Source organism: Variovorax ginsengisoli (assembly GCF_030486595.1).
GTDB lineage: Bacteria > Pseudomonadota > Gammaproteobacteria > Burkholderiales > Burkholderiaceae_C > Variovorax > Variovorax ginsengisoli_B.
Map to the genome: position 1 here is coordinate 1 of NZ_JAUJZH010000058.1, position 15,401 is coordinate 15,401.

General features: G+C 68.0%; 12 protein-coding genes and 1 pseudogene. 2 read left to right on the plus strand and 11 right to left on the minus strand.

Features of this window, described 5'->3' with window-relative positions; all coding sequences use genetic code 11:
* Positions 1-52: 52 nt before the first annotated feature.
* From QZH52_RS37930 to QZH52_RS37950, 5 genes and pseudogenes are all read right to left on the minus strand, one after another.
* Positions 53-484, minus strand: a complete 432-nt coding sequence (locus tag QZH52_RS37930) for a dienelactone hydrolase family protein (protein ID WP_301816432.1) — start codon at positions 482-484, stop codon at positions 53-55.
* The gene (locus QZH52_RS37935) at positions 468-695 is read right to left on the minus strand and encodes a DUF3182 family protein (RefSeq protein ID WP_366919373.1); all 228 of its coding nucleotides are present in this window, start codon (positions 693-695) and stop codon (positions 468-470) included. The genes QZH52_RS37930 and QZH52_RS37935 overlap by 17 nt, the downstream gene beginning before the upstream one ends.
* A gap of 13 nt (positions 696-708) precedes the next feature.
* Positions 709-1,155, minus strand: a pseudogene (locus QZH52_RS38950) (DUF3182 family protein); the annotation flags it as partial.
* The gene (locus QZH52_RS37945) at positions 1,109-1,471 is read right to left on the minus strand and encodes a hypothetical protein (RefSeq protein ID WP_301816434.1); all 363 of its coding nucleotides are present in this window, start codon (positions 1,469-1,471) and stop codon (positions 1,109-1,111) included. The pseudogene QZH52_RS38950 and the gene QZH52_RS37945, both read right to left, overlap by 47 nt.
* A 1,205-nt stretch (positions 1,472-2,676) precedes the next feature.
* Positions 2,677-3,006 carry a hypothetical protein gene (locus QZH52_RS37950; protein ID WP_301816435.1) on the minus strand — a complete coding sequence of 110 codons (330 nt, stop codon included), beginning with the start codon at positions 3,004-3,006 and terminating at the stop codon, positions 2,677-2,679.
* A 290-nt stretch (positions 3,007-3,296) separates the two neighbouring features.
* Here QZH52_RS37950 and QZH52_RS37955 point away from each other — a divergent pair, with 290 nt between their 5' ends.
* The gene (locus tag QZH52_RS37955; protein ID WP_366919374.1) at positions 3,297-4,256 is read left to right on the plus strand and encodes a DUF6502 family protein; all 960 of its coding nucleotides are present in this window, start codon (positions 3,297-3,299) and stop codon (positions 4,254-4,256) included.
* A 152-nt stretch (positions 4,257-4,408) separates the two neighbouring features.
* Complete coding sequence (locus tag QZH52_RS37960) at positions 4,409-5,641, plus strand: DUF5666 domain-containing protein (RefSeq protein WP_301816436.1); 1,233 nt, start codon at positions 4,409-4,411, stop codon at positions 5,639-5,641.
* 28 nt (positions 5,642-5,669) lie between these two features.
* Here the strand turns inward: QZH52_RS37960 and QZH52_RS37965 are convergent, their stop codons facing one another.
* From QZH52_RS37965 to QZH52_RS37990, 6 genes are all read right to left on the minus strand, one after another.
* On the minus strand, positions 5,670-6,575 hold the full coding sequence (locus QZH52_RS37965) for an NAD(P)H-hydrate dehydratase (RefSeq protein ID WP_301816437.1): 906 nt from the start codon (positions 6,573-6,575) through the stop codon (positions 5,670-5,672).
* Between the two features lie 7 nt (positions 6,576-6,582).
* Entirely contained in the window at positions 6,583-7,350 is a 768-nt protein-coding gene (locus QZH52_RS37970; protein ID WP_301816438.1) for a histidine phosphatase family protein, read from the minus strand.
* Between the two features lie 699 nt (positions 7,351-8,049).
* Positions 8,050-9,270, minus strand: coding sequence for an alpha/beta hydrolase family protein (locus QZH52_RS37975; protein WP_301816439.1), 1,221 nt, complete (start codon positions 9,268-9,270; stop codon positions 8,050-8,052).
* Positions 9,271-9,286: 16 nt separating this feature from the next.
* Entirely contained in the window at positions 9,287-10,501 is a 1,215-nt protein-coding gene (locus QZH52_RS37980) for a M23 family metallopeptidase (protein ID WP_301816440.1), read from the minus strand.
* On the minus strand, positions 10,498-14,586 hold the full coding sequence (locus tag QZH52_RS37985; RefSeq protein ID WP_301816441.1) for a G8 domain-containing protein: 4,089 nt from the start codon (positions 14,584-14,586) through the stop codon (positions 10,498-10,500). Before QZH52_RS37985 ends, QZH52_RS37980 begins: the two co-directional genes overlap by 4 nt.
* A gap of 228 nt (positions 14,587-14,814) precedes the next feature.
* Positions 14,815-15,240, minus strand: a complete 426-nt coding sequence (locus tag QZH52_RS37990; protein WP_301816442.1) for a hypothetical protein — start codon at positions 15,238-15,240, stop codon at positions 14,815-14,817.
* Positions 15,241-15,401 lie beyond the last annotated feature (161 nt).

A 15,401-nucleotide genomic window follows, 5' to 3' on the forward strand; every position in this document is an offset into this window, starting at 1 on the left:
CGCCGTGATAAGCGGACTCGTCGCCCTCGAATCCAATACAACGCGAACCCGTTCAATGACTGGGTTCAAATGGATAACTTCTATATCTTTGAACGCAAGTTAGTATCAGCAATCCGCTGGCCGCACGACCGCCGAGAGTCATTTCCGTCATCCACGAGACCAGCAGCATGCCGTAGGCTTGGCGGCTTCGTTCGTCCGAAAGCGCGTGGTCAGCGCCCGCGATGCAGCGATAGGTCACCGATTTGACGTGCTTGAAAGCGCCGAGATAGCTCTCGATCACCGGGTGCGGCACCGTCTTGTCGTGCTCTGACTCGACGATCCCGAGCGCGGCGATCTCATGGGCGCGCGCCTTGTATTGTTCCTGGCTGCCGTCCCAGCCATGCACGAGCAAGACACCCGGCGCGGCGTTGGAGGCCGCGACGAGCGTTCCGTCGATACGCTGCCCGTCGACGGGGATCTCGACCTGCTTATGCCGCGTCGACATGGGCATCGACAAAGCTGTACTTGGTCAGGCGTCCCACCCCCGGATCGTCGCCGCTGTAGTTGACGCGGGCGCCCGGCGGTAGCTCGGGCTCGCCGAACACCTCGAAGCAGGATGCCCGCACGAGCGAGCGCTTCGGTTGGCTCTTGAAGACTTCCAGCGCCGCGACCTCGGCGCCGGTGGGACCGCCCACGCGCCAGGATTGTTCCAGCACACCCGAGGTACCAGAGGCCTGCCCGGTCCTGGCCCTGCGCCACGTCATAGTTGATGCGCGATGCCATGAATCCGGGGAAGCACTCGACGACAGCGGCGTGGAACACCGCCGCCTGGTCGATCGCCAGACGCAGGGAGGGCTTGAGCTTCAATCGGGTGAGCGCGTCGAAGGGACCGCGCACGGCGGTCAGGTCGGAGCCTCCGTGGACCCACTCGCCTCGATGGTTTCGGGTGCTTTGCTGAAGGCCGTAGTGCTCATCGTCAGGGGACCGGTGCCGGGGAGCGCTTGCCGCGCCGCTCGAACTTGAAGTGCTTGACCGCGTTGGTGACGTAGAGCCGTTCGCGGTGCCAGCCAAGCTCGTCGATGGCGCGATCAAAAAGGCCGCCCGCGGCCGGGGCGCGGCTGGCAGGATTTCATTGGCGCGCTGTTGCTTTTGGCGCGAGTGCCCACAAACGACCACTATCGTCCTGGCCCGCCACCGCCAGGGCCGCCACCACCCCCGCCGGGACCACCCCCGCCGCCAGGGCCGCCACCACCCCCGCCGGGACCACCCCCACCGCCAGGGCCGCCACCACCCCCGCCGGGACCACCCCCACCGCCAGGGCCGCCACCGCCTCCGCCGGGACCTCCCCCACCGCCAGGGCCGCCACCGCCTCCGCCGGGACCTCCCCCACCTCCGGCGCCACCGCCTCCACCGCCCGGGCCGCCGCCACCAGGGCCACCGCCACCGGCACCGGTACCACCCGCCCCACCGCTGCCACCAGCGCCGGGCCCACTACCCGCGGATCCGCCGCCTGCGGACCCCGCAGCGCCCGCGCCGCCGCCACTGCCCGCAGCTGCGCTTCCGGCCCCTGCCGCGCCTGCGCCGGAGCCCCCCGCCCCCGACCCGGCGCCCCCACCAGGATCGGCGCCCGAAACGACCGCCGCGACGCTGCTACCGCCCTTGAACGCGGTTGCCGCGCCGACCGCCCCGACACCGGGAGCTGAGCTGCCAATCGAAGCCTGCTGGCCGACTTGCCCTCCTGGGGTGTTCCCCACGCATATCCTTTCTCCGAACGGGTTGTAGCGATCGCATGCGGGGTTGCTTGGCGCTGCGGTGCGAATGCCGGCCTTGCCCGGTTCCGCCCTGGCGCGAGTCGTCTGCAAGGTCTCCTCATCCCGTGGCTTCACGGGCGTGGTGGGGGAGACAAGGACGGGCGGACGCACAGGCTGGGGTTGAATTCGCTCAATGATCACCGGGAGCGAAAAGGCTTCCTGCTTTTCCGGCGTGGGTGGCATGGCCCGATTCCGGTGACGCAGGACCGTTCGCCGCTCATGGGCTGGGGCATTCGACACCGGTGAGGCTGCGACGCCAGGCCCCTCCTCTTGGGTACCCACTTCCGGAGCATCCAGTTCCGGGGCCCGCACTGCCTGGACGGGCCGTGGCTCGGCGCTCTCTTGCGGCATTGCCACCTGCGTGGGCACCTCAGCTTCCGGTTGTTCCGCAAGCGACGGCTCGGCCACGGGCGGGGCGTCGTGCTCCGCAGTCGTTGCTGCAACCGGCGGCGGGATCGGGGGCGCAACCTTCGCGACCAGGAATGAGGGGGCGAGTATCGGCGGCGACTTTGCCAACGCCTTCTCCCAAGCAGTCCCGAGTCGCGGATGCCAATAAACGAATGCCGCTGCGGTCAGAAGAAGAAACAGCAGGAGCAACGCCAGTGAGGTGTTGAAGCCCGGTGGCCGCCGAGATCGAATGGAGCGCCTTGGGTCGGGGTCGACAGCGGGCGCCGGCCGCAATTCACGCAGCGCATTTTCTGGCGGCGCGACCCCGTTGCGTGTGTCCGGCATCGTCGCAACGAAAGCGGCCGCATCGAACCGGACGCCCGAAAACTTGCCGGCACACCCGCGGCAGAACTTGGCCCGGTCCCGATTGGGTGTGTGGCAGGCGTCGCAGTATTTGGTCATGCTTGTTCCCCCGCTTCCGTCGAGGAACGCTCGCACCCTACCCCACGGGAATCCACGAGGTAAGGATGACGAGCGAATTGATCACGACGAAGAAGGCCACGAGATCCAGGGCGGAAGCTCGGCGCGGCACGGCGAGCTCGTCCCATTGCGACGCCGCCACGGTGCCCAGCTCCTTGGCGACATAGAAGCCCGCGAGCTTGTGCGAGCAGCATTTGCAATAGCGTGCCGACCCGAGGTTGATCGTGTTGCAGGCATCGCACACCTCTGCCGAACTGGCGCCCACCCGCAGCCGGACCAGATCGATCAAGCTTCCGAAGGCGGTGAACTGCGCAGGCGGCGTTTCGGCCAACGATTCGACGGCATTCATTGAATTTCTCCTTGGCGCACGCGGGTGGCCAGTCGGCTGGCCGATCCCTTCGGATGGGAAGGTTTCACATTTCCTATCGTTGTCCTACAGCCGTCGCGCCGGATTTGTAAGACAGTTGCTCACAAAGATGTCCCATTGGTAACGATCGGTTAATGTCTCTCTCTTGAAACGCGGAGAATCGGATTGCAAGAAAGATTGCAAGACCTCATCGAGATCGGAACGCGACATCCCGATGAAGGTCGCCCACAACGTGCCAGCTCCGGTTCCCGGACAGGTCCTTTCGCGGCGTCATGCTCGCCGAGGCCGTAGCGTGGCGAAACATTTCTATGGCGCACAAACGCACTGGATCGAAGAATGCGAAGCCTCAGGCGGCGCCGCCATCCGCCAGCGATGCCCTGGCTCAATCCACGGAAGGCCAGGTGCACTGGGTGCTGGCTGCCTGCGCACGCGTCTTTCGGCCCATGATCCGCCTCGCTGTCACCTACGGCATCAAGCACCGCGATCTGGAAGTTCTCTTGCGCGACCTCTTGCTCGACGAAGCGCGTCGCGCGTGGGTCAAGAAAGGCACCGAGCCGAACATCAGTCAGCTGTCGGTCACCACGGGCTTGAACCGCAAGGCAGTCACGGCCAAGGTGCGGGAGCCTGAAGAAAGTCTGCCGCGCTCTGAGATGTCGGCCGAAGCGAAGACCCTCACGCAGTGGCTGCAGGCGTACGCCAATGACCCCGCGCTGCGCTCCTTGCCGATCGCGGCCGAGGATGGGCAGATCTCCTTCGAAGCGCTGGCTCGGAACGCGAGCCGTGGTGACCTGCACCATCGAGCCATCCTGGACGACTTGATTCGCCTTGGCATGGTGAGTGAATTCGATGGTCGCGCTGAACTCGCCACGGGAGCCTTCGTTCCCGCGAACGACCTGAAGCAGATGCTCGCCTTCCTGGGCGATAGCGCACGCGACCACTTGCTGGCCGGCGTGTCGAACACGCTGGGCACGAAGGCGCCCCTGCTCGAGCGATCGGTGTTCGCCGGCGGCATCTCGCTGGCCGACTGCGAGCGCATTCATCAGTTCGTGCGGGAACGGTGGGCGGGACTGCACCATGACCTGACCCAGGAAATGACGCGCGCCTACAACGCCGCCGACGAACGCGCGACAGGCCGCATACGTGTCGGGATCTACACCTACTATGAAGACGCCGGGGCGGACGACACTACGATGTCCGTTCCAACTTTAGAAGCACCAGGGAAAGCAGGATGACCAGCCGTCTACTCCGCGCCGGGATCGTGGCGTTGTCCACAGCCTTGCTGCTCTCCTGCGGGGGTGGGGGCGGTGGCGGGGGTGGCGGTGCCAGTGCGCTGGTTGCTAGCCCCGGGAGCAACCCATCGCTTCCGAATACCGGTGGCAGCGCGATGGACGCGACCAACGGCTCATCCGCTGGCGCTGGCGCTGGCGCACCGGGCGTCTCCAGCCCCGCAGGCGGCGGTCTGGGTGGCATCGCAGTGGATGCCGCGAGCAGCGCGACCACGACGGCATCGAGTGGCGACGATGCGTCGGGCGTCGGCTCGGGGGGGACTGGCGTGAGTACGGCCGACGCCACCGGCGTCGGGGCAGTCGACGGGGCGGGCAGCATCATCGTCAACGGGCTTCGCTATGACACGGCCCGGGCTGTAGGCAATATCCTCGACGCCCCAGCCGGGCTGCAGTTGGGCATGACCGTGAAGGTCACCGGCCCGGTCAACACGGACTTCACGAACGGCATCGCGCGTCACGTGGACTCGGCAGCAGATCTCAAGGGCCCGCTGCTGTCGGTGGATCTGCAGCAGGGCAGTTTCGTGATACTCGGCACTACGGTCAGCACGGACTCGGGTACTGTGTGGGCCGACGCTTCCGGCCTCGCGGCCATTCCAGCCGGAAAGACACTGCAGGTCTGGGGTCTGCCAGGGCCGAGCGGGGTTCTGCGCGCCACGCGCGTCGAACAGCGCGACCCAGGGGAATTCATTCTCACGGGCATCGTTGAGGGTCTCGACACGACTGCCCACGCCTTCACGCTGGGAGGGCTGGTTGTCGAGTACGGGGTTGCCGTGCAATCGGGCAGTCTCGACGGCCAGCCGCTCGCCAACGGGACTGTCGTTCGCGTGCGGGCTGACACATTGCTTCAAGGCCGGCTGGCCGCGAAGTCGGTTCAGTGGTGGTACCCAGTCCCGCGAGCCGAGGGCAGCACCGCTCAAATTGCGGGCCTCGTGACGAACTTCGCAGGTCCCGCTTCCTTGCGCGTGTTGGGCCTGCAGGTCGACGCTTCAGCCGCACAAATCACCGGCGGTCAGCAAGCGGCGCTCGGCAATGGCGTGAGGGTCGAGGTCGGCGGACGCATCGCCAACGGTATTCTGAAGGCGACGAAGCTGAAGATCCGGAATGTGCCCGGGACCGGCGGGCCAGCTTCGTTCGACCTGACCGGGACCGTCGGCGCCTTCCGTTCGCCCGCCGATTTTCGAGTCAGGGGACAGCCCGTGAATGCCAGCAGCCCGAACGTGCACTTCAGCAATGGCACCGCGGCCAATCTCGGCAACGGCGTCAAGGTCCATGTCCATGGCTCGGAAGTCCTGAACGGCGTGCTGACTGCCGACAGCATCGAGTTCCAATAATTGAGAGCGACGGTCGAAGGTCCTTGGCTCAGCCTCGCCGCGGCGCAGACCGCTTGCCGAGCGCGTGCAAACTGGCGGGCAGTTCTGCAGCCAGTTCGCGCGCCAGATAGCCCAACGGGCCGTGCCGCCGCGACAGTGCAGCCCCAGCGCTTGCGTGCGCCGCCACGCCCCAGGCGCAGGCGGGGAGCGGCTGCAGGCCCCGCGCCGCCAGGCCGCCGATCAAACCTGCCAGCGTGTCCCCGGAGCCCGACGTCGCCAATCCTGCCGCCCCATCGTCGAACTGCCACATCGCACCGTCCGGCGAAGCAATGACCGTGCTGCCGCCCTTCAGCGCGACGCACGCGTTCCAGCGGCTTGCGGCCTCGCGTGCCGCCGCGACCGGGTCTTCGCAGACAGCCTCCTTGCTCCGTCCGCTGAGGTAGGCCATTTCGCCGGCGTGCGGCGTCATCACCACCGGCTGGTCGAGCTCGCCGTTGCGCACGACTGACATCGCCAATGCGTCCAGCACCACCGTCGCGTGGCTGAACAGCGGCATGAGCGCGCGGACCAAGGCGACGATCGAGCGTTCGTGCTGCATGCCGGGTCCCACGACCAGCGCGCGGACGTGGCCCGCCACCGCAGCGAGCGGATCGCCGGCGCGCGCGAGCAGCGCACCACTGCGGGCCTGTGCAAGGCCGACCACGCGGGCCTCGGGCACCGCGAACGCGAGGCCGTGGGCGATTCCCGCCGGCGCCGCGATCGTGAGCTTTCCTGCGCCTGCCCGCAACGCCGCCACTGCAGCCAGCAGCGCCGCGCCCGGCATTTCCACGCTGCCCGCGACGATCAGCACATGGCCGCGATCCTCCTTGTCCGCGTCTTCGCCCGGCTTCGGCAGCGGCCACCGGGCCAGGGCGGCGGGTGTCAGTCGCTTCGGACGAGATCCGGTTGCAGCCATCGGGCGCTCAGGGCTTTGCCGCAGACGGCACATCGGGCGCGCGGGTGACGGGCGTGGCCGCTTCGCGCAAGGGTGCGAGGAAGTTGACGAGATCCAGTTGCAGCACCTCTTCGCCCCCCCGAACGCGCGCGGCGCGATAGGAGGTGATGGCGCAATTGGGAACGTCGCCCTTGCGGTCGATGTCGAGAATCTGCTTCTCGTCTAGGCGTTCGAGCAGGTAGCGCATGCAGTTGACGATGACCTGGTGCGCCACCACCAGCACGCGCCGCTGCGCATATTCCCGCGTGATCATCTCGATCAAGCTGCGCAGTCGAAGGATCACGTCGCACCAACTCTCCCCCCCGGGGGGCCGGAAGTAGAACTTGCCGACATGCAGCCGTTGCTCGTTGAGGTCGGGATGTTTCTGCTGAATGCCGAACTTGGTCAGGCGGTCAAGGATGCCGAACTCCTTTTCACGCAGGCGCTCGTCCAGGCGCAGCGTCGCCGCGGCGCTCGACATCCGTGCGCACTCGGCCACCAGGGCTGCAGTTTGGCGCGCCCGCTCGTAGGGCGAGCACAGGATCACCTCCGGTTGGTCGTCCGGAGACAACTTGGCGAACCAATCGCCCAAGGCCCTGGATTGCTGGACGCCGAGGTCCGACAGCGGAACATCGATGTCGCGCCAAGCCAAGTCGATGACGGCCAAGCCTCCGGATTCGGCTGCGTCGCGCGCGACGTTGCCGGCGCTCTGACCATGCCGGACGATCCACAACTGCCCCGGCCAGCCGGCATTCATGGCGCACCCTCCGCTGTGGCGTTCGCGAGACTGAACGCCGCTTCCACACGGTCATACGGCAGGGACCGCGGCGGGACTCTCGGCTTCGAGGCATTGGCGGGCGTTTGTTCTGGCATTGGATGGCTCCCGTTCCAGAACATGCGATGTCACGTCTCGCTTGGGAGTAGGACGAGTTCTCATCCTTGCCGCGAAGGACGCCGGATCCCGCGCCACGCGCAGGCACCGCCTGGCCTCATGCCATCGGCGCTGCCACGACCAACCCGGGGCAATGGATGTCGTCTGGCACGACATGGCGCCCACCGCCCACCCACGTTCAGCGCCCAGGCGAGCACATCTTCAATTCCCGATCGGAAAATGCCTGGTCCAGCCCTGCAAGGAGTTCAAGATGAAGGACGATCCGAAGAAGACCGGCCTCGTGCCTGGCCAGCGCCGCTGGGGCGGAGCGATCCACGCCGCGCGCGGCCCCGCTACCAGGAAGAATGCGGCCCGGTCGACTTCAAATAGGTCATCAAGATGATTCTTCTTGCGCTTCTAAGGGCGTGGCGCCGGCTACAAGCGTACCGGCGCACTGGGGGGCTGGGCTCGTGAGCTCGAAGTCGCTCCGGCGCGCTCACCTCGAGGCGGACGCCGAATTCGAGCGCGCGTGCCTGGACCCGGCCTGCGACGCGGGCCGCCTCCACCTTGCAGAGGGTCGAACGATCAAGCAGCCCCAAGCACTTCATCCAACCAGTCCAGCGAGCGCCGATTCACCAGCGAACGACTCAACATCTCGCAATGGCCCTCGGCGCCCTCCTCGCGCGTGAAGCACACCAGTTGCCTGGGGCAGCGCAACTGCTCGAAGAAGGCTTGCGTTCCGGCGGCCAGCGGGTCGCCTTCGGCCAGCGTGAAAAGGGTGGGACAGCGAATGAGCCCAGTGCGGCCCTGCATCGAGAAACGCTCGATCTCGCGCAGGTACTCGCGCATGGTCGCCACGCCGTTCATCCAGAATCCGCGCTGCTTGACGCTCCAGCGCAGCACGCGGTCGTTGTCGATGATCGCCTCCATGCGATCGACCAGCGCCGGATCGAGATCACCGAGGCTCGATGCGGCCGCGGCCTCCGGGCCCGCGCCGAGCTTCGCTGCAAAGGCCCGAAAGCCGTCGGCCAGATCGGCCTGGCCCGGGTCGGCGATGCACGCGGCCAGCCGATGCTCGCCCGAGGCCGCGCGCGGCGCCAGGTAGCCGCCCAGGCTCCAACCGTTGAGGGCGATCCTCGACGGGTCGACCTGCGGCAGCGCCAAGGAGAAATCCACCACCGCGCCGATCACCTGCTCCCACTCGGGCCGCAGCGGCATTCCCTGCTCGATCAGCATGCGGCCCTGTCCCGGGCCGTCGAAGATCAGGCAGTGATAGCCGCGCCGCGAGGCCGCGACCGCGGAAGCGAAATACAGGTCGGTGATCTGCCCGTCATAGCCATTGGTGCAGATCAACAGCGGCCGGACTTCGGTGGCACGCCCCGCGGCCGGCACCAGGTAGCCGGGCATGGCCGTCGCCTCGAACGGGATGCGAAGCGGCAGCACCGGGTCGTCGCACAGCGCCAGCGCACGCTCGAAGAGCGCGATCTGCAGCCGGTACGAGGCCACCAGGCGTGGATCCAGCGGCAGTCCGTACAGCGGGTGAAAGGACTTTCCGTGGCAGCAAGCGGCGCGCAGCAGCAGCTCACGCGCGCTGGCGCGGTGGCCCTTGGCCAACGCCGCCTCGCCTTCGGCCGCGAAGCGCGCGCCAGCCGCCGTCCAGGCCGCGTGGAAGCTGTCGTCGCCGCCGTCGCCGACGGCGCGCGCCACGGCTTCGATCTCCCCGTAGTCGGGCCCGCCATAGGGGATGTAGCCCAGCGGCCAGGTCCCCAGGCGCTCGTGCAGCGCATCCTTGAACAAGGTTCCCATGCTCGCCCCGGCGCCCTCAGCCGGAAAAATCGACGATCCAGAGATCCATCGGCAGCACGTTCCGGCGTGGACCCGGCGACGGCACGGCCTCGAGCGCGATGGGCTTGCCGTCGATGATGGCCTGGTCGAAGGCCGCCGTGGAGACGCCGCGCTGCGAGGCGGCGAAGCCATCCTGGAGGTACGGCAGTCCGTTCGAGGCCAGGGGCGACGGACCGTCGACGACGTGGAAGTGCAGGTGCGGCTCTGACGAGTTGCCGGAGGTGCCGACTTGTCCAATGACCTGGCCCGCGCGCACCTTGTCGCCTGCCCGCACCAGCACCGAGTCGGGCTTCATGTGCGCGAATAGCGCGAAGCGGCCGCCCCCCAGGTCCAGCACGACGTGATTGCCATCGGCCTGCTCGATCGGGATCGAGGCCGGCAAGGCGCCCGGCGGGGTGTCGGGCAGGCCGTCGACGGCGGTCACGACCGTTCCGTCGGCCACGGCGTAGATCGGCTTGCCGTAGATCACATAGCTGGCGGGCAGTTTCGGATCGCCGACATAGATGCGGCCCTGGGCGTCGAGCTGCTCCCAGTCGATGGCAAAGCGCTGCGCCGTGAACAACTGGCCGTCGAGCGGCAGCGTCGCCCGCACGTGGCGCACCGAGTCGCAGCAGCCGTCGCCGGCGATGTAGCGCGTGCCGCGCAGCGGGCTCGCGAGCACGAGCGCCGTCGGCGCCGCCAGCGCAATGCGCCCGGCCGTCTCGACGATCGGCGCGCCGCCGGTCGCCACCGTGATCCGATGCGCAAGCGCGGCGGGCATCGCGGCCTGGTCGGCGAAGCTCACGTGCATGTAGAGCAGACCGACCTGGGACGGGCCGATGCTGCCCGGCACCGCGGACTTGTCGCGCACCACCAGGCGATCGGCGATCTGCGCCGGCGACAGCTTGGCCACCGACCGGCCGAGGCTCGCATCCAGCACGTCCACCGCCTGGATCGCCGCGCTGGCGCCGGTGAAGTTGGCGAGTTCCAGCTCGTAGACCACATGGAAGAGGCCATCGGAGCCCTTCACCGGCACCGGCGTGTTCGCGATGCGCAGGGTCACGGGCGTGACCTGCACCGCCGGGGCGCCGTTGCCCGACTGCGCATTGGCGAGCGAACCGAGCAGCGCCGACAGCGACGAAGACGATCCGCCGCCGCCGCAGGCGACGAGCACGCACAGGGCCGAGGCGGCCAGCCAGGTCCAGGTCTTCATGACGAGGCGCTGCAGATCTGCGACATCGCGCCGATATCGGGAATCGGCGAGCGCCTGGCCGAGAACCACTCCTTCGACCAGCGCGAGGCCGAAGGGCCGGCAGGCTCGAGGCTGTCGCGCAGCCACTGCGCCACCTGGGCCAACGCCGTGCCGCGCTTCGCGTCCACGCTGGCAACAGGCACGCTGCGCGCCGGCGGCTGGTTGATCGGACACGAGGCCGCGGGCACCGCATCCCAGCGCCTGAAGGTCTGGTTGAACTTGACCGTCGATGTCGGCACCGCATTGACCACCGACGACGGGCCGCTCTGGCCCACGTGGCCGAGGCGGTTGGTGATCACCGGCTCTGGCAGGGTGTAGCCGTTGGCGCCGTAGAGCGTGCCGCCGGCGCGCGCATCGCAGGTGGACGGGCCGGGCGTGTAGCTGGTGTCGTTCACCACCACCGAGTAGTTGGTGCAGCCCTGCGCCGGACACGGGAAGTAGGTGTCGAGCTCGTCCGCGCCCGGGCAGGCCGGGTCGTCGCCGGGCTTGCCGCTGCAGCTGCCCACCGGCGCCACGCCCTTGGCGTTGGGGCTGTCCTGCACCACGTAGAAGAACAGCATGCCGGTCGCGCTGTCGAAGTAGTACTTGTCGAAGGCCGGCGTGCCGTCCAGGTTCGTCGCCGGCTGGCCATTGGCCGGATTCGTGAGGCCGGCGAGGGTCGGAACCGACGTCAAGGACTTCCTGGGGAAGATGCACACGGGCCGGCTGTCCAGGTCCGTGGCCTCCTGCAAGCCGCCGCACCCGGTGTCGGGCCGCAGGATCACGCCCTCGGCCGGGCAGCCCTTGCCGTTGACCGCGAAGTTGAGGACCGGGTTCTGCTGGTCGAGGTTGAAGCAGTTCTGGCCGTCGTACAGGCCCGACAGCCGATTGAAGCTGCGCCGCACCCCCGGGTCGTTGTAGGTCGTGCCGTTGCCGCCCCACGACTTGTAGCCGCGCGTGATCGTGAAGGCGCCGTTGGGCGGAACGCTGGGCGAAGTGCCCTGGGCATTCGAGTAGCAGATGCCCACTCGCACGTGGAAGGGCTTGTTGCCCATGTCCGACTTCACCGCATCGGTGAGGCCGACCCGCACCGTGGCGGGCATGCCCGTCGCGGCCGGGTTCGCCTTGTGGCCGGAATCGGTGGTGGGCGCCGTGCGCACCGTGTAGCCGGTGCCGCTCGCCACCTTGGGCTCCCAGACGCCCAGCCCGTTGCGGCTCTGCAGCACCATGCGCTGGTGCTCGCCCGCGTCGGGGGAGTCCTTGACGAACTCCATGTCCTGCCAGGTCTCCGGGCGCGGATACAGGGCCTCGAACTCCAGCGAGGCCATGTTGCCCGGCGAGATCATCGAGGTGGCGCGGCCCTCGTACTGCTCATCCTGCGTGCCCGTGGCCAGGCACTCATCGACCGCGTTGCCCGTGCGGTTGAAAGGCAGGTTGTTGAGCGAAATCGGGTACTCGTCGTGGATCCGCACCCCGTTCGCGTCGACCACCTGCAAGCCCGTGAGGGAGCCGTCCAGGTCGATCACGGCGGTGTTCTTGTCGCCGTCCTTGAAGGTGTTCACATTGACCCGCTCGGTGTAGATCTGGTGGCGCAGGTCGACGTTCTCGAAGCTCAGCGCCTTCACCACCGTGGCGGTAGGATACGCGCTCTGGTTGGACTGGAACCAGCCCAGCGCGGCGTCGCCTTCGTAGCTGGTGTAGGCAGGGAGGTTCAAGCCCGGTTGCGCGGCCCACTTGAATTTCCCCAGCGCCGCACCATCGTCCGCCGTGAGCAATCTGAGCAATTCCGCGTTGTCCTTGCGGAAGTTCACGAAGTGGTTGCGGATCACCCGCACCGGTCCGTCATAGATCATGTAGCCGGCCATGTTCCAGGCCGGCGACGGGTAGCCCTTGTCCATGATCTCGTTGGCCAGCGGGTTGCGGTCGACGCAGCCGAAGCCGTTGGCGGCGGTCGGCGGGCAGGGTCCCCAGCGGTCGACGTTGTTGGTGCTGATGCCCACCATCACCGAGTCCTTCAGCAGCGACCACACGCCGGGCCCGTTGCCGTCGGGCCCGCCCGAGCTCACCAGCGTCACCGATTCCCGGTTGGTCGCGAAGCGTCCGGTCTCGACCGCGTTCCACATCGGCCGCACCCAGACGCCCCGGTTGCGGATGCGCGTGGCCGTGAAGCCCTTGAAGTGCGAGATCAGGTTCTGTCCCGCCGGGGTGCCGTCGGTGGTGGGGAACATCTGCCCCGACTTGACCGGCAGTTCCTCTTCGCCGAACAGGCCGTCGAAGCAGCCATGCGCGCGGTTGTTCAGGAACGAGCCCAGGGCCTCGAACCGCTGGTTGCCGGCCGCCGGCGGCACGTACCAATAGGCCTTGCCGGTGCCCTGGCAACCGGCGATCGAATTGCCCTCGATCCGGGTGCCGGGGTTGCCGATCCAGAAGCCGCTCGACTGCTCGACGTACATCAGCGTCTTGTCGCCGGGCGGGCAAGGGGCTTCCTGCGCGAAGGTGAGCGCGCCGGGCACGCCGGGGTCCGCCTTGTAGCAGCTGCCATGCATGGGGTTGGACTGGCTGTCGGTGTTCGGCACGTTGAGGCTGTCGTATTCGCGGCCCGCGACCTTGACCAGGTTGTCGCCCTCCCACCAGTTCTGCACCAGCCCGTCGTCGGTCTTGGGCACCTTGGCCTGGTCGATGCCGAAGTGGTGGCTCATCGCGCCGATGCCCAGGTTGCCGATGAAGCTGCCGCCCTGCTCCTGGGCCAGCTCCTGGTAGAACAGGTGGCCCAGGGCGCGCGCGCAGACGTTGTTGGAGATCGCCACGCCCTGGCTCATGTGCACCGTCACGCACTTGTTGAAGCTGTGGTGGATGCTGTTGCTGTCGACCAGGTGGGGCCCGGCCTGGCCGGTCATGTGGAAATGGACCGGGTAGCTGCCCAGCCGCGCCTTGCCGAACTTCTCGAGTTCCACGCCCTGGACGCTGGCCTCGGCGAAGCCGGCGAGGATGCGGATCTCGCCACCCCAATGCGCGTTCTGGTCCTCCGGCGTCGCCGGGTCGGCCACCGCGGGCGTGCTTGCGCTGAAGCTGATGCTGCGGCTGATCAGCCCCACCTCGCTGCGCTCGTCGACGCCGTAGTTGGTGCCGGCGCCGGCGCCGTAGTTGCTCTCGGAGGGCAGGCCCGGATCGGCGCCGCCGAAGTGGTAGTGGCGCAGCGGCTGGGCCAGCGTCACCAAGCTGCCGCTGCCCGAGGCCTCGACCGCCGCGATCTGCACGAACTCCGACTCGAAGGGGCTGAAGCTGGTGCTTGCGACCACGATCCAGTCGCCCGGCTGCCAGCCGCCGCCATCGCCCTTGCGCACGTCGGCAGCCAGGTACAGGCGCCGCTCGCCGCGCTCGGCCACCGGCGCGCCGATGCCCTGGTCGGTCCTCTGGTAGCGTGCCGGGCCGGCCGGCTGGCTCAGATGCGTCCAGTTGACGCCCCGGGGTGCCACGCCCTTGGCGCCGTACAAGCGCAGGATGCCGCCGTTGCGCACCTCGATGCCCTTGTCGGAGCCGCTGTCGATGGCCGGGTCGGAGGGGATCTGCGAGCCCGTGAACGTGACCTTTACGCGGCCCGCCGGATCGCTGGGCCCACCCACCGGGCAGGTCGAAGTGCCGACCGACAGCAGCCCGTTGACGAGGATGCCGGCGGTCTCGACCTCGAGCGTACCGCCGGGTATGACGTTCGGCACCGCGAGCTTGCCGCCGGCGGCGATGGTGATCTTGCCGAGAGCGTTCTTGTTCTTGTCGGTGAACGATTGGTCGATGACCACGCGCGGCCCGCAACCGCCGTCGCCGCCGATGGTGACGTTGCGGGCATCGTCGAACTTGCACGAGGACAGGGCGACCACGGGGCCGTCGTCCTTCGACAGCGAGAGGGCCTTGGCGCCGCTGGCGCCGACACCGTCGAAGGCGGCGGCGCACGGCGCGGCGACGCCGTCGGCAGCGACGGCCAGCAGCGGCAAGCCGCTGGATCCGCCGCCGCAGCCGGCCAGCGCCATCAAGGCCGCCAACAGGCCGCCGCGAACTGCAGGACTGGACATCTTCATCCCTCCAAGGATTCTTCTTGTGGCCTCGCGGCGCTGCCTGCGTGATGTCCGACCTGTTGCATCGCCGGCATGCGGGGGCAGTCTAGTTCGTATTGTCGAGTCGATCAAGGCAACTCGGCTTCGATGAACACGATCAAGTTGCCTGCGATCGTGCTTCTGGTGCTTCTGCATACGGCCGCTCACTCCAAGGGCGGCTGCGCCCATTGCGCCTGCGAAGCCCGGTCATTCGCCCAGCACGCACAGGCGATGCCACTGCACGACGCGATGACCGCAGTAGTGCGCGACGATCCGGCCGACCAGTTCCACGTGGGCGGATGCGTCCCAGCGCCGGTCGACCCATTCCAACGCCTCATAGAGGTCGTCCGAATCGCCCTCGAGGTCGAACCTGTCCATCAAGGCACCGCTGAGTTGGAAGTTGGCGCGTTCGTCACCGCTCGCCGCCTCCTTGCGCAGCGAATCGAGGCGGGAATCCGGGGCGACGGATGCGGCGCCGCCCTTGGGCACGGGATGCTGCATCGCTGCCTCGACATGCCCGGTCGGACCGCGCCAGGCAAGCGCCAGCAGAACGCAGGCGAGCAGCGCCACGACGAAGTGTGGGGAGGTCCGCTTGGCGGCAGCGGCCAGGTATCGAAGGGGGCCATCGAACATTGCATGCTCTCCTTGGGAGACCCGATGAGAAGTTGAGCGACCTCGGTCCGATGACCGGCGCGCCTTCAGAGCACCGGCGGCAGCGCGCGGCGCGTCTCCTGCGCGCGTTCCCAAGCCATGCTGCGGCGCTCCAGGTCGGCCGGATCCGTGGCCTCGCCGAG

Excerpts from the sequence above, each read along its gene's own strand:
- QZH52_RS37930 (WP_301816432.1), bottom strand. The coding sequence starts at position 484 with ATGTCGACGCGGCATAAGCAGGTCGAGATCCCCGTCGACGGGCAGCGT.
- QZH52_RS37950 (WP_301816435.1), bottom strand. The coding sequence starts at position 3,006 with ATGAATGCCGTCGAATCGTTGGCCGAAACGCCGCCTGCGCAGTTCACC.
- QZH52_RS37955 (WP_366919374.1), top strand. The coding sequence starts at position 3,297 with ATGCTCGCCGAGGCCGTAGCGTGGCGAAACATTTCTATGGCGCACAAA.
- QZH52_RS37960 (WP_301816436.1), top strand. The coding sequence starts at position 4,409 with ATGGACGCGACCAACGGCTCATCCGCTGGCGCTGGCGCTGGCGCACCG.
- QZH52_RS37965 (WP_301816437.1), bottom strand. The coding sequence starts at position 6,575 with ATGGCTGCAACCGGATCTCGTCCGAAGCGACTGACACCCGCCGCCCTG.
- QZH52_RS37970 (WP_301816438.1), bottom strand. The coding sequence starts at position 7,350 with ATGAATGCCGGCTGGCCGGGGCAGTTGTGGATCGTCCGGCATGGTCAG.
- QZH52_RS37975 (WP_301816439.1), bottom strand. The coding sequence starts at position 9,270 with ATGGGAACCTTGTTCAAGGATGCGCTGCACGAGCGCCTGGGGACCTGG.
- QZH52_RS37980 (WP_301816440.1), bottom strand. The coding sequence starts at position 10,501 with ATGAAGACCTGGACCTGGCTGGCCGCCTCGGCCCTGTGCGTGCTCGTC.
- QZH52_RS37985 (WP_301816441.1), bottom strand. The coding sequence starts at position 14,586 with ATGTCCAGTCCTGCAGTTCGCGGCGGCCTGTTGGCGGCCTTGATGGCG.
- QZH52_RS37990 (WP_301816442.1), bottom strand. The coding sequence starts at position 15,240 with ATGTTCGATGGCCCCCTTCGATACCTGGCCGCTGCCGCCAAGCGGACC.